This window comes from Sphingobacterium corticibacterium, assembly GCF_004208525.1.
Classification (GTDB): Bacteria; Bacteroidota; Bacteroidia; order Sphingobacteriales; family Sphingobacteriaceae; genus Sphingobacterium; species Sphingobacterium corticibacterium.
Genome location: NZ_SGIT01000004.1, coordinates 313915 through 328080, shown reverse-complemented (window position 1 = coordinate 328080; position 14166 = coordinate 313915). Strand labels below are relative to the sequence as shown.

The window sequence follows — 14166 nt, the reverse complement described above, 5'->3', positions numbered from 1 at the left end:
TTCTAACCCTTAACCCTCTAACTTTCTAACTAAAGATCGTTATTCACTTTGTGCCAAATGATAGTTTGATTACCAAATATTTTGGCAAAACCTTTTACATCATCACCGGTATAGCCTTCATTCATTTCACCATAGCTACCAAATTTAGTGGACATCAAGTCGTGCTCGGACTCGATACCTACAACGATAAACCGATACGGATGTAATTCGACAATAACCCGCCCGGTTACCGTTTCTTGTGAAGAACGCAAGAATGCCTCCATATCCCGCATAACCGGGTCATGCATTTGTCCTTCGTGCATGTAGTTACCATAAAATCCTGAGATTTGGTCTTTCCAGGACAACTGCCATTTCGTGAGCGTATGTTTTTCTAGTGTATGATGGGCTTTGATAATAATAAGCGGCCCGGCTGCCTCAAAACCAACACGCCCCTTAATACCGATAATCGTATCTCCGACGTGTATATCGCGCCCGATGCCATACGGCTGGGCTAGATCTTGTAATTGCTGAATAACTTTAACCGCGCCGATCGGCTCGCCATTGAGTGCAACAGGCTCTCCTTTAACGAAGTCTATCGTCACAGTCTGTGGCTCGGATGAAGTCACTGGTGTAGGCCAAGCTGCTTCCGGAAGATATTTATTCGATGTCAAGGTTTCTGCACCGCCAACGGAAGTACCCCATAACCCTTTGTTGATGGAGTATTTTGCTTTTTCAGCATTAATCTCTACGCCATGCTTAGCTAAATAAGCTATTTCTTCCTCCCGGGATAATTTGAGATCCCGAATCGGCGTGATAATCTCTACCCCAGGGATTAGGGTATTAAAGATCATGTCAAAGCGAACCTGATCATTCCCTGCTCCCGTAGAACCGTGTGCTACACAAGCTGCACCGATTTTTTTTGCATAATTAGCTATTGCAGTCGCTTGACAAACACGCTCCGCCGATACCGAAAGTGGATAAGTAGCATTTTTTAATACATTCCCAAAAATGAGATATTTTATAGTGTCACGATAGTAGTTTTCTGTCTCATCGATCGTGCTATGGGATTTAACCCCTAAAGCATAAGCGCGTTCTTCTATAGCTTTCAATTCGTCATCCGAGAACCCTCCGGTGTTGACGACTACAGAATGTACTTCCAGTCCTAAATCCTTTGTTAAATAGATACAACAGAAGGACGTATCTAAACCACCACTAAACGCTAATACTACTTTTTTCATCTATATATAATTATTTCTGAGTGTTGAATTTCAATTGTATAAATGAGCTCGTTACACTCGGTTTGTTCTTAAAAGGTGATGAAGCTATCTACCACGCCAAATATAGCAATTATATATTTTTTGCGAGACCGATACCTACAGGGAATACGGCGGACACGATCTTTCTGGACGATTTCCACAATTTAGCTTCAATACGCTTCAAAAGCGATTGCTTTTTTACAATACGATCCAACCGTTCTTTTGCTTCGGCACGACGCTGGATTTTTTCTTTGAGTTCACGTTCTTTCTCCACAGGATCCCAAAGCATAGCCGTACACATACAATTCTTCCGTTCCTTGCTGACAAGAATATCAAAGTTCACGCAAGATTGACAACCTTTCCAAAATTCTTCATCTTGAGTTAACTCGCCATACGTTACCGGTTCATAACCTAGATCGGAATTTATCTTCATAACGGCTAAACCAGTGGTTAAACCAAATATTTTCGCTTTGGGGTATTTTTCACGTGATAAATCAAAGACACGCTTCTTAATCGCTTTCGCTAATCCTACTTTCCTAAATTCAGGGCTTACAATCAAACCGGAATTGGCTACATAATCCCCGTGACTCCATGTCTCGATATAACAAAAGCCGGCCCAACGCCCATCCTTGTGCAAGGCAATGACCGCTTTGCCCTCCTCTATCTTGCGTACAATATATTCTGGCTTACGGCGAGCAATGCCTGTTCCGCGCGCTTTCGCAGATTCAAACATTTCATTGCAAATCGTCTCTGCATATCCTATATGTGCAGAAGTGGCAGGAATAACTAAAAAATCTGAAAGTGTCATCGAAGATGTCGACCTAATAAATTACACATAAATGTGTTCTCAACAAAACTCTATTAATTAACGATTGAGAAACCACTGAGCCGAGTGATTGTTCATAATGGATGTTGTCCTGCCTCCCAATCAAGCTCGAGGCAGAATAGGTCGTCGGAATCGTAATATAGGACAATTGAATCCCTTCAAGGTATACAATACATCCCTTACAAACTTCTTCGGAAGTTGCACCGGAATATACGTATAACATGCGAACGCGTTCATTTGTCTATCTATTAACTATTAACAGGACAAAAGTAAAAAATTATTTTTTTCTTTTATGCAATAGGCGTCTAGTTTTTTTGTCAAAAAAACACCCATTGCAGTATTCTCCCATCAATATCATAATTAGACCGTATTTTTGCTAAAAGGTTTAAAAGAAATGACGTGGCGCTAATATCTCTTTTTTTAGGTACTTTTGTATCGGTTTAAAATTCTCCGAAAGATGGTTGGTCCAAGTATTATTTTTTATATCTTTTTTGCGGTCCCTTATATCTTCCTGATGTACTGGTTAGTTAAACAGGACAAAAAGAAATATGTATGGGGGTTAGCAATCGTTACGGTTATCGCTGTCATCGGCATTATCGTTTCCTTAAAAGCGAGCAAGGTGGCTATTGAAAACTACAAGCAGCATCAGATTGATGCACGGGAAATAGAGCGGGAGAATCAACTGGATTCATTAAAATAAAAAACAGCCGGTGTATTGCCTGTTGTAACACACCGGCTATTTTTTACTCGGTAATTCCTTCCAATTTGAATAAGAACGCATAGTTCAGTGCGACATCTTTCAGATAATCAAACCTTCCGGAAGCCCCCCCGTGTCCGTAGGACATATCTGTTTTGAACAATATCACTTGATTCCCTTGCTTTATTTCACGCAACTTAGCCACCCATTTCGCGGGTTCGAAATATTGCACCTGACTATCATGAAGCCCCGTAGTAACTAGTAGGTTCGGGTACGCCTTGGCTTCAATATTCTCATAAGGCGAATACGACTTCATATACGCATAAGCAGCTTGCTCATTCGGATTTCCCCATTCGTCATATTCGTTTGTCGTTAATGGAATCGTCTCATCCAGCATGGTATTGACCACATCGACAAAAGGAACCTGCGCAATAACACCATTCCATAATTCGGGCGCCATGTTGATAACCGCACCCATTAATAATCCACCCGCACTACCTCCTTGTGCATACAGATGGTCAGAACTTGTATATTTTTGGGAAATCAAATAGTTGGCGCAGTCGATAAAATCTGTAAAAGTATTTTTCTTATTCATCATTTTACCATCCTCATACCATTGCCTTCCCATCTCCTCTCCACCACGTATATGGGCAATGGCATATGCAAAACCTCGATCCAACAGGCTCAGTCTCGACGAATTAAACGTAGGGTCCATGGACATCCCATACGAACCGTACCCGTACAACAATAGGGGTGAATTCCCATTTTTAGGAAATCCTTTTTTATAGACCAATGAGATAGGAACTTGTGTACCATCAGCAACTGTGGCAAACAAACGCTCTGTTACATAGTGGTCTGCGTCATACCCACCTACAATCTCCTGTTGTTTCCGAAGGGTCTTTTCTTTCGTATTCATGTTATAGTCAAACGTAGACGACGGTGTAACAAGCGAGGTGTAGCCATAACGAACCATATCCGTATTATATTCTACATTTGTACTTGGATATACCGTATACGCCGCCTCGCCGAAATCCAGATAATGCTGATGCCCGTCTTTTAAAGAGCGTACAGCCATTTGTGTCAAGCCATTCTTACGTTCCGAAATCACGATGTAATCCTTGAATTCATCAATATCAGAAACAAGTACGTCTTCCCGATGCGGAATAAATTCTTTCCAATGTTCCTTATCAGTCTTGTCCAGCGGACATTCCATCACTTGAAAGTTTTTCGCCCCGTCATTCGTCAAAATTAAGAACCGGTCGGCGAGCGCCGTCACTGAATACAGCACTTCTTTCATCCTAGGTTGAAACACCTTAAATACACCGTTCGGATGGTCAGCATCCAACAAGTGGACTTCTGAGGATAGTGTTCCGCCAGAATAAATCATAATATGTTTGCCGTTTTTGGATTTTCCGACGCCGATATAGTTGGTGTTATCTTTTTCCTCATATACGACAACATCACCCCCTGCCCCTAAGCCCAAGGTATACCGTCGTATTTTCTCACTCAGTAAGGTTACGGGATTTTTTGCGGTGTAGAATAATGTTTTATTGTCATTTGCCCAAGTTGTTCCACCAGAAGTACGATCTATTTTATCGGGCAACAGTTCACCAGTCTCCAAGTTTTTCACATAAATCGTGTACTCTCTTCTGGATACCGTGTCCACACCAAAAGCAAGCAATTTATTGTCTGGACTTATCGAAAAGCCACTCGCTGCATAATAGGCATAGCCTTCTGCCATATCGTCCACGTCCAGCAATATTTCCTCCGGTGCATCCAAACTTCCTTTCTTTCTACAGAATTTATAGTATTGCTTACCTTCTTCCGTACGGCTGTAATAATAATATCCATTCTTGAGATACGGTACAGACTCATCTTTCTCTTTTATGCGTCCCTTCATTTCATGGAAAAGTACTTCCTGAAACTTTTCGGTATCCTGGAGCATCGCAGAGGTATAGCTGTTCTCCGCTTCCAAGTAAGCGATAACTTCGGCAGAATCCGGACCTTTCTTAAAATAGTCATTCATCCAGTAGTAATCATCCGCGATCGTATCACCGTGAATGATGCGGTTGTGCATTTTCTTTTCCGCTATGGGAGCGGTAGCCGTTGGCCAAGATGCCGTATTTTTCGTCATTTTATCAGAACAAGAGATTGCCATAGCTCCAATAATAATCATATAGTTCCAGTTTTTATGCATTAACAAGCAAGTTTTGGACATAAAGTTAATGTAAAAAGAATAGTGATTTATATTTTTTTAACAACATTGACTCTAGAGTTACCTTATATTTGTCTCTTGACGAAACAAGAACATATGATTAGAACATGGAAACGGGTTGCTTTATTAGGTATATGTATACTTCCATTATGGGGAAATGCACAATCTAAGGGTACAAATCCCCCAAATTGGTACAATCTGGATTACGAAGCGGACGGGGTACGCGGTATTAGTACCGAAAAAGCGTATGAGCTTTTGATAAATCGGGAGTCTACCCCAGTCGTCGTGGGTGTATTGGACGGCGGTATTGATTATAAGCACGAAGATTTAAAAGATGTCATGTGGACAAATCCTAAGGAAGTCGCCGGAAATGGTGAGGATGATGATGATAACGGCTATATTGACGATGTACACGGATGGAACTTTATGGGAAATGCGGAGGGAGAAAATGTACACTACGATAATTTGGAAGTCACCCGTTTGATCCGTCTTTACGAACCTAAATATATCTCGGTATTGCCATCTACACCACTGCGTGAGGACGAACGACGTGAATTTGTGGCTTACCAACGGATGATCAGTGATTATACCAGTAAGCTTGATCAAGCAAATTTTGGCAGCCTAAATTACGGACGGTTAAAAGAAGAAATCGATGCTATTGCCAACAGCATAGGCAAAGATATCAAAGATATGACCAAAGCCGATATCGATGCCTTCAAACCGAAGACAGACCGTCAAAAATTGGCTATTCGCATGACGAAAAGAGAACTCAGCGACGATAAGAGCTTTGAAGATTTTTACAAAGAACTGGAGGAAGGGGTTAACTACTACCGGGCACAGGTAGATTATCATCTGAATAAATCTTATGATTCCCGACATATCGTTGGCGACAATTATGAAGATGCAGCTGAACGTTTTTATGGAAATGCGGATATCAAAGGCCCCGACGCTGATCATGGCACACATGTGGCGGGCATCATCGGTGCCAAACGGCACAACGGAATAGGCGTTGACGGTATCGCAGATAACGTACAGATTATGGGTGTGCGGATAGTTCCTGATGGGGACGAACGGGATAAGGATGTGGCAAATGGTATACGCTATGCTGTAGATAACGGCGCAAAAGTAATCAATATGAGTTTCGGAAAAGGGTATGTATATAATAAAAATACCGTGGATGAAGCCGTAAAATATGCAGAGGAAAAAGATGTACTTCTCGTACATGCGGCAGGCAACGACGCCAAAGATATCGATATGGTCAAGAACTACCCCATGAAATATTATACTGACAGCCTTGACGCTGTAACAGGAGAGGCTTCCAACTGGATCACCGTAGGCGCTACATCCTCGGGCCTTGATGGTGATTTGCTAGCCGAATTCTCTAATTTCGGGTATCGGTCCGTCGATGTGTTTGCCCCAGGCGTAAAAATTAATTCTACGATGCCCGAATCGACATATAAGGAGCAAAATGGAACCAGTATGGCTGCTCCGGTGGTATCGGGATTAGCGACTCTATTACGCTCCTATTATCCGGAACTGACCGCCAAAGAAGTAAAGGATATTATCTTAAAATCGGTAACAAAGATAGACGAAAAAGTAAGGATTAGCGTAGACGGATCGACCAAAAAGGTTTACTTAGATGAAATTAGTGTTTCGGGCGGAATAGTAAATGCCAAAGCCGCTATTGAAGAGGCCGATCGATATGTTCTAGAAAAAAAGTGAAAAAATGTTAAATCTTACATACTATAAACTTCTATCCGGCGTTTAATATATACTTACATAATTAAAACGCTTATGGTAGAATTCTTTACAAAGGAACATGATACGGAATTAAGCGAGGAAAGGGTGAGCATGGTGGAGATAGTTGATGAAACATTTGAACAAAATCTAAAATCCAATTTACAAAAATTGGTGAAAGATCCAAGCCCCAAAGTCCTAGAGAATATATTGAACTATTCTCGTAGCTTAAGAAAGTAAAATGGCAAAGTCTCTAAATCTATTAGAGACTTTGTTTTTTTAAGCGGTCTCGTCTCTCTTTTGTGGTTTGTCTTTTACGTTTTACTTTTTAATTTCTAATTTTGTTCATGCTGAAAAAAGAACGGTATCGGGAATTTGTAAAATATTTTTCCACACACAGCCCTGATGCGCAAACAGAACTAAACTATAGTAATTCATACGAGCTCTTGGTCGCGGTCATTTTATCTGCGCAGTGTACAGACAAACGCATCAATCAGGTGACTCCCAAGCTCTTCGAACGCTTCCCCGACGCTCCGTCATTAGCGGCAAGTACCACAGATGAAGTATTTACGTATATCCGATCAGTGAGCTATCCAAATAATAAAGCCAAACATCTAGTGGGAATGGCCAAAAAATTGCTGGAAGAGTTTCAGGGCGAAGTACCCGAAAAGGTAGAAGATCTTATCAAATTACCTGGTGTAGGAAGAAAAACTGCTAACGTAATCTCTTCTGTGGTATACAACAAACCGGCTATGGCCGTAGATACGCATGTTTTTCGGGTAAGCAATCGTTTAGGATTAACCAGCCGTGCCACGACCCCGTTGGCTGTGGAAAAACAATTGGTCAAATATCTCCCAGAGGATACGATCGCCATCGCACATCATTGGCTTATCCTTCATGGACGGTATATCTGTGTGGCGAGGCGTCCTAAATGTGAGTTATGTCCTATTACGTATTTCTGCAAGTATTTTGAAACCCATTATACCAAAACGGCAAGGAACGCATAAACCAAACAGATAAGCTAAAAATATTAGTATATTAATTTTGTGATTTTAAATTTTAATCTTATTTTTGACTAGACAATACTAAAAATATGAGTAACGCAGACAAACTAAAAGCTTTACAGCTAACTTTAGATAAATTGGAAAAATCGTATGGAAAAGGTACGATTATGAAATTGGGGGATTCAGCAGTAGAGCCCATCGAGGCGATCTCAACAGGTTCTCTTGGCCTAGACATAGCATTGGGTATAGGAGGAGTACCTAAAGGTCGTATTATTGAGATTTATGGGCCGGAATCTTCAGGTAAAACCACCTTGGCTACGCATATTGTTGCTGAAGCTCAAAAAAAAGGAGGAATAGCAGCTATCATTGATGCGGAGCACGCTTTTGATAAATACTACGCACAAAAGCTAGGGGTAGATGTCGAAAATCTACTTATCTCTCAACCCGACAATGGAGAACAGGCATTGGAAATTGCCGACAACCTTATCCGTTCGGGCGCGATCGATGTTATTGTGATCGATTCCGTTGCAGCGTTAGTGCCTAAAGGAGAAATTGAGGGGGAAATGGGTGATTCCAAAATGGGTCTCCAAGCCCGTTTGATGTCGCAGGCTTTGCGGAAACTAACCGGGACAATCTCTAAAACCAATTGCTGTTGTATTTTTATCAACCAATTGCGGGAGAAAATTGGTGTTATGTTTGGAAACCCAGAAACGACCACGGGTGGAAATGCATTGAAATTCTATGCCTCCGTTCGTTTGGATATTCGCAGAACTTCCCAAATTAAAGATAGCGACGAAGTAGCGGGTAACCGTGTTAAAGTAAAAATTGTAAAGAATAAAGTAGCACCACCATTCCGTTTAGCAGAATTTGACATTATGTTTGGTGAAGGAATCTCTAAAGTGGGCGAAATCATAGACCTAGGTGTAGAATATGGCATCATCAAAAAGTCTGGCTCATGGTTTAGTTATGGTGACACCAAATTAGGGCAGGGGCGTGATGCTGTCAAGAGCTTACTACTGGACAACCCCGATTTAAGCGACGAACTCGAAGCTAAAATCCGGGCAGAAGTCAGTGGTAGTGATATTGATGAACATATCGCCGGAACAGAAGAATAAAAAAAGCCTGGGAAAATTTCCCAGGCTTTTTTTATTTCAGACGCTTACTTCGCTTCTTGATAACGTTTCGCGACAGCGTTCCAATCGATAACGTTGAAAATCGCATCAAGGTAGGCAGGACGTTTGTTCTGATATTTCAAATAGTACGCGTGTTCCCATACGTCAATACCCAAAATAGGTGTCCCCTGTACTTCTGCTACGTCCATCAATGGGTTATCTTGATTCGGAGTAGATGTCACAGCGAGTTGTCCATCTGCTTTCACAACTAGCCACGCCCAACCAGAACCAAAGCGAGTAGCACCTGCATTCTGTAATTGTGTCTTCAATTCTGAGAATGAGCCAAACGCTTGGTTGATAGCATCTGCTAATTCACCCGTAGGCTCGCCGCCGCCATTTGCACTCAAAACAGTCCAAAAAAGCTTATGGTTAAAATGTCCTCCACCGTTGTTGCGAACAGCAGCAGGATATTTAGAAATGTTTTTGTTGATTTCTTCTAAAGATAAGTTTTCAGCATCTGTCCCTGCAATCGCTTTATTTAAATTGTCTACATAGGCTTGGTGGTGACGATCATGGTGAATTTCCATGGTTTCTTTGTCAATGTGCGGCTCCAACGCATTGCTGGCGTATGGTAAAGCTTCTAATTCAAATGCCATAATATTTCTGTTTTTTGATTATAATTAAATAAGAACACGAATATAACAATTTCAATGGGCTTCGGTTTTATTTACCGTTCAAAAGTTTATTTTCTTCACCTTTTATTACGAAAAAATGATTTTATCAAATCCCCACATTCCTCAGCTAACACGCCGGAAATAACCGTAGTCTTAGGATGGTAAAGATTACCATAGCGGGAAGCTCCCCTTTTTTCGTCCACCGTTCCATACACAATCTTGGCGATTTGTGTCCAATAAGATGCCCCCGCACACATCACACAGGGTTCTACGGTAACATACAAGGTACAATCTTTCAAATATTTCCCTCCCATATAATTAGAGGCGGCGGTAAAAGCCTGCATTTCCGCATGCGCCGTCACATCATTCAATCGTTCCGTAAGATTATATCCCTTTCCGATGATCTTACCTTGACTAACGACAATAGCCCCAATAGGAATTTCATCCTCTTCATAGGCCTTTTGCGCTAGCTTTAGCGCCTCTCGCATATAAGCTTCATCTGTTGCTATAGGACCAAGGTCCGTCGGTTCAAAATTATATATTTTCATATTAATCTCGTGCCATCTGGGACCTTCCTCTCTATCGAACTCAATACGATATCACCATTCTCGTCCGGGAACCCTGTTACCAAGCATTCTGACATAAAATCGGCTATTTGCTTTTTCGGGAAATTGACGACCGCTATAATTTGCCGGCCTATTAAATCCTCTTTTTTATAGTGTGCCGTAATCTGTGCACTAGATTTCAATATACCCAACTTACCAAAATCGATACGCAATTGATAAGCTGGTTTACGTGCTTTCGGAAAATCTTCCACATCTATTATCGTTCCGGCACGCAAATCCACACTTTCAAAATCGGCCCATGTAATCAATTCTGCCATTCCTACAAACGATTTGATTCTAGATTTGACAATTCTTTTGCCAATGTAAATGCAATATATTCCTTATCGCGCCGAAGTCTCTTTGCCAGGCGAGCGACCAACGCATCCTCTTCTCCGGGCGTATAGGCTAAATCCCCAGTTGTTAAGTGGTTATATTTTCTACTTAATTTTATTTTCAAGATTTCCCAGGCTTCAGCTGTTATTTTTAACACACTCATATATCAAATTTTAAAACAAATATCTTATTATTGTAGTTGTAATAAAATAAACAAATATTTTCCACATGAAAAAATCTATACTTACTTTAATTTGTTTGATCGCCGCTATCAGCATTTCACAGGCACAATTATTCCCAACATTTAAAGTGGGATTAAAGGGCGGATTAGGCTTCTCTAGTCTGCGGTCCGAAGGAAGATTTCTTAATTCAGATACGAAAACAGGATTCCAATTGGGAGCGTGGGGTCGCGTGGGAATAGCGGGATTTCATGTACAACCTGAAGCTTATTATGCCAGTAAAAAAGTAGGCATTCAAACGGAAGATGGTCAAAATGGCGATGCTACCTTTAAAAGTTTTGATGTGCCGGTTTTACTCGGAACAAGAATCGGACTCGGTCCCATTGGTGCCCGGATCCAAGCAGGCCCTGTATTCTCTTTTGGACAAAACGAGGACATAAGTTTTACCAAACCGGCAGAATGGTCAAACTATAAAAAAAGCTCCACAGGCATCATCGGTGGTATTGGAGCTGATATTAGCAGCTTTACCGTTGACCTACGTTACGAACACGGATTGAGCAATTTGAACGAAACCGGTAATCAAAAAATAAGGATGTGGACTATCGGAGTTGGATTCTCCTTTTTATAGACTTTAAATCACTATATAAATATAGCAAAGAGGTTGTTCAGCAGAGCAACCTCTTTTTTTGATTAGAAACGTTCTAAATTGTTTGTTTTCCACACTACTTTGTCATATTTATGTTAGCAAATAAATAGATTTGCGAAAATATATATAAACATCTAGGATAATGAGTAATTCAAAGCCAGTTTTAAATTCTTCACTTGGAAGAAAACTAATCATGAGCTTGACGGGGATTTTTTTATGTCTGTTCCTGATCGTTCATTTGATTGGTAACTTGCAGCTATTTAAAAACGATGCGGGGTACGCTTTCAACCAGTATGCGTATTTCATGACCCACTTTACCCCTATTAAAGTAGTATCATATCTACTTTATGCTTCAATCATTTTACATGCTATTTATGCCTTAGTCTTGACGATGAAAAACAAGGCTGCTCGTCCTATCGGCTATGCACAGTTTAATGGTGCTGCAAATAGCAAGTGGAATTCCCGTAACATGGGAATCTTGGGCACAATCATCTTGGTTTTCCTCGCCACACACATGTATAATTTCTGGTGGAAATACCATAACGATCAAGTACCCTATGTGGAATATCGCACAGATTTGGCAACAGGTGAAACCGCTGTACAGGAGATACAAGCTACTGAATTTAATGATTATCAGGTTACGGTTGAGAACAATGTGGAAATTATAAAAGCACGGGACCTTTACAAACAGGTAGATTTTGCTTTTCAGAATATCGGAATCGTGATCTTCTATGTCCTAGCCATGGCGGCGCTGTCGTTTCACTTGATCCACGGATTCAAGTCAGCGTTCCAGACGTTAGGTGTTTCCCATAAAAAATACGTACCTATCATTGAGTTTTTAGGTGTTTGGGTGTTCGGTATCATCATTCCGATTGGTTTTGCATTGATGCCACTATATTTTTATTTCGTTAAATAATATTTTAGGATATATCCATATCTGTTAAATATAAATTATTTAAAATATGTTAGATTCGAAAGTACCTGCAGGCCCATTAGCCGAGAAATGGTCAAAACATAAATTCAACATGAAGCTGGTCAACCCAGCCAACAAGCGTAAGTTCACTATCATTGTGGTGGGTACAGGTTTGGCAGGAGCATCGGCAGCAGCTTCATTGGCAGAACTTGGTTACAATGTCAAAACATTTTGTTATCAGGACTCTCCACGTCGTGCGCACTCTATTGCGGCACAAGGGGGTATAAATGCTGCTAAAAACTACCAAAATGATGGGGACTCCGTGTTTCGTTTATTCTACGACACGATTAAAGGGGGAGATTATCGCGCACGCGAAGCCAATGTATATCGTTTAGCAGAGGTCTCCGTTAATATTATTGACCAATGTGTGGCACAAGGTGTTCCTTTTGCCCGCGAATATGGTGGATTGTTGGATAACCGTTCTTTTGGTGGGGCACAGGTATCCCGTACATTCTATGCACGTGGACAAACCGGACAGCAATTATTATTAGGTGCATATTCTGCCTTAAACCGTCAGATCAGAAAAGGGAAAGTAAAGTCTTATACGCGCCACGAGATGTTAGATTTGGTAAAGATCGACGGACATGCGCGTGGTATTATCACCCGTGACCTGGTAACAGGTAAAATAGAAGCACACGAAGGACATGCGGTATTGTTGTGTACCGGTGGTTATGGAAACGTTTTCTTCCTCTCAACCAATGCTATGGGGTGTAACGTTACAGCTGCTTGGAGAGCTCACAAACGCGGAGCTTTCTTTGCCAACCCTTGTTACACACAAATCCACCCTACTTGTATTCCGGTAACCGGTGATCATCAATCGAAGCTGACCTTGATGTCAGAGTCGCTTCGTAATGATGGACGGGTTTGGGTTCCAAAAACAAAAGAACTTTCTGAAAAATTACGTCAGGGACAATTAAAACCAGCAGATGTTAAAGAAGAGGATCGGGATTACTTCTTGGAAAGAAAATATCCTTCTTTCGGTAACTTGGTACCACGTGACGTGGCTTCCCGCAATGCGAAAGAAATGGTCGACGACGGTCGGGGTGTTGGTAAATCTGGTGTAGCTGTATTCTTAGATTTCGCGGACGCTATCAAACGTTTAGGAAAAGATACGGTAGAAGCTAAATACGGTAACTTGTTTGACATGTATTACCAAATTACAGATGAAAATCCGTACGAGCAGCCGATGCGTATCTATCCTGCAGTACATTACACGATGGGAGGCATCTGGGTAGACTACAACTTAATGACCACAGTACCAGGCTTGTATGCCTTGGGCGAATGTAACTTCTCTGACCATGGCGCTAACCGTTTGGGTGCATCTGCACTTATGCAAGGTTTATCTGACGGATATTTTGTTATCCCTTACACCGTAGGTGATTATTTAGCAAATTTGGGAAGCTTTGCGCCAGTTGATAAAAATAACCCTGCCTTCGAACAAACACGTAAGGAAGTACAAGATAAAGTAAACGCGTTACTAAACTTGAAAGGTTCGAAAACTGTAGATGATATCCACAAGAAATTGGGAAATATCATGTGGGAATACTGTGGTATGGCCCGCACAGCAGAAGGCTTGACAAAGGCAAAAGGCTTAATTCAGGAATTGAAAAAAGAATTCTGGTCGGACGTAAAAGTGCTGGGAGAAAACGAAGAGCTGAATATGTCGTTGGAAAAAGCGGGACGTGTCGCAGACTTTTTGGAATTAGGAGAATTGATGGTAGACGATGCGTTAAACCGTGCCGAATCCTGTGGAGGACATTTCCGTTTGGAATCACAAACGGAAGAGGGAGAAGCTAAACGTGATGACGAGAACTTTACTTTTGTTTCTGCTTGGGAATTCCGAGGAGAGAATCAACCAGAAGCTTTACATAAGGAAGAGTTAGTTTTCGAAAACGTTAAATTAACACAAAGAAGTTACAAATAGTAGGGA

The 14166-nt window shown here is 41.2% G+C and carries 15 protein-coding genes; 7 read left to right on the top strand and 8 right to left on the bottom strand.

Translation table 11 applies throughout. From position 1 onward, the window contains the following. Nucleotides 1–29 precede the first annotated feature (29 nt). The 3 genes from argG to EWE74_RS21560 form a co-directional block, all read right to left on the bottom strand. Complete coding sequence (gene argG, locus EWE74_RS18295) at nucleotides 30–1217, bottom strand: argininosuccinate synthase (RefSeq protein ID WP_130143095.1); 1188 nt, start codon at nucleotides 1215–1217, stop codon at nucleotides 30–32. Between the two features lie 109 nt (nucleotides 1218–1326). Beyond that, a complete protein-coding gene (locus tag EWE74_RS18290) occupies nucleotides 1327–2043 on the bottom strand; it encodes a GNAT family N-acetyltransferase (RefSeq protein WP_130143094.1) in 717 nt (238 codons plus the stop codon). Nucleotides 2044–2338: 295 nt separating this feature from the next. Beyond that, complete coding sequence (locus tag EWE74_RS21560; RefSeq protein WP_394343231.1) at nucleotides 2339–2410, bottom strand: hypothetical protein; 72 nt, start codon at nucleotides 2408–2410, stop codon at nucleotides 2339–2341. Between the two features lie 165 nt (nucleotides 2411–2575). Here EWE74_RS21560 and EWE74_RS18285 point away from each other — a divergent pair, with 165 nt between their 5' ends. Next, nucleotides 2576–2761: a hypothetical protein gene (locus tag EWE74_RS18285; RefSeq protein ID WP_239018711.1), complete on the top strand. Its 186-nt coding sequence runs from the start codon at nucleotides 2576–2578 to the stop codon at nucleotides 2759–2761. Between the two features lie 43 nt (nucleotides 2762–2804). On the opposite strand, the gene EWE74_RS18280 is transcribed toward EWE74_RS18285, so the two are convergent. Continuing rightward, nucleotides 2805–4934, bottom strand: coding sequence for a S9 family peptidase (locus EWE74_RS18280; RefSeq protein ID WP_239018710.1), 2130 nt, complete (start codon nucleotides 4932–4934; stop codon nucleotides 2805–2807). A 135-nt stretch (nucleotides 4935–5069) separates the two neighbouring features. Between EWE74_RS18280 and EWE74_RS18275 the strand changes: the two genes are divergently transcribed. The 3 genes from EWE74_RS18275 (at nucleotide 5070) to recA (ending at nucleotide 8829) form a co-directional block, all read left to right on the top strand. Beyond that, nucleotides 5070–6695 carry a S8 family serine peptidase gene (locus tag EWE74_RS18275; RefSeq protein ID WP_130143091.1) on the top strand — a complete coding sequence of 542 codons (1626 nt, stop codon included), beginning with the start codon at nucleotides 5070–5072 and terminating at the stop codon, nucleotides 6693–6695. A 362-nt stretch (nucleotides 6696–7057) separates the two neighbouring features. Then, on the top strand, nucleotides 7058–7717 hold the full coding sequence (nth, locus tag EWE74_RS18265) for an endonuclease III (protein WP_130143089.1): 660 nt from the start codon (nucleotides 7058–7060) through the stop codon (nucleotides 7715–7717). 86 nt (nucleotides 7718–7803) lie between these two features. Next, on the top strand, nucleotides 7804–8829 hold the full coding sequence (gene recA / locus EWE74_RS18260; protein ID WP_130143088.1) for a recombinase RecA: 1026 nt from the start codon (nucleotides 7804–7806) through the stop codon (nucleotides 8827–8829). A 44-nt stretch (nucleotides 8830–8873) separates the two neighbouring features. Here the strand turns inward: recA and EWE74_RS18255 are convergent, their stop codons facing one another. From EWE74_RS18255 to EWE74_RS18240, 4 genes are all read right to left on the bottom strand, one after another. Next, nucleotides 8874–9482 carry a superoxide dismutase gene (locus EWE74_RS18255; protein ID WP_130143087.1) on the bottom strand — a complete coding sequence of 203 codons (609 nt, stop codon included), beginning with the start codon at nucleotides 9480–9482 and terminating at the stop codon, nucleotides 8874–8876. 95 nt (nucleotides 9483–9577) lie between these two features. Continuing rightward, nucleotides 9578–10048: a nucleoside deaminase gene (locus EWE74_RS18250; RefSeq protein ID WP_130143086.1), complete on the bottom strand. Its 471-nt coding sequence runs from the start codon at nucleotides 10046–10048 to the stop codon at nucleotides 9578–9580. Beyond that, a complete protein-coding gene (locus EWE74_RS18245) occupies nucleotides 10045–10383 on the bottom strand; it encodes a tRNA-binding protein (RefSeq protein ID WP_130143085.1) in 339 nt (112 codons plus the stop codon). Before EWE74_RS18245 ends, EWE74_RS18250 begins: the two co-directional genes overlap by 4 nt. 2 nt (nucleotides 10384–10385) lie before the next feature. Further along, nucleotides 10386–10601, bottom strand: coding sequence for a hypothetical protein (locus EWE74_RS18240; RefSeq protein ID WP_130143084.1), 216 nt, complete (start codon nucleotides 10599–10601; stop codon nucleotides 10386–10388). Between the two features lie 65 nt (nucleotides 10602–10666). On the opposite strand from EWE74_RS18240, the gene EWE74_RS18235 reads away from it, so the two are divergent. The 3 genes from EWE74_RS18235 to EWE74_RS18225 all read left to right on the top strand — a co-directional run bounded on the left by EWE74_RS18235 (nucleotide 10667) and on the right by EWE74_RS18225 (nucleotide 14160). Beyond that, nucleotides 10667–11245, top strand: coding sequence for an outer membrane beta-barrel protein (locus EWE74_RS18235; RefSeq protein ID WP_130143083.1), 579 nt, complete (start codon nucleotides 10667–10669; stop codon nucleotides 11243–11245). Between the two features lie 160 nt (nucleotides 11246–11405). Further along, nucleotides 11406–12179 carry a succinate dehydrogenase cytochrome b subunit gene (locus tag EWE74_RS18230; RefSeq protein ID WP_130143082.1) on the top strand — a complete coding sequence of 258 codons (774 nt, stop codon included), beginning with the start codon at nucleotides 11406–11408 and terminating at the stop codon, nucleotides 12177–12179. Nucleotides 12180–12225: 46 nt separating this feature from the next. Next, nucleotides 12226–14160 carry a fumarate reductase/succinate dehydrogenase flavoprotein subunit gene (locus tag EWE74_RS18225; RefSeq protein ID WP_130143081.1) on the top strand — a complete coding sequence of 645 codons (1935 nt, stop codon included), beginning with the start codon at nucleotides 12226–12228 and terminating at the stop codon, nucleotides 14158–14160. The last annotated feature ends 6 nt before the right edge of the window (nucleotides 14161–14166 follow it).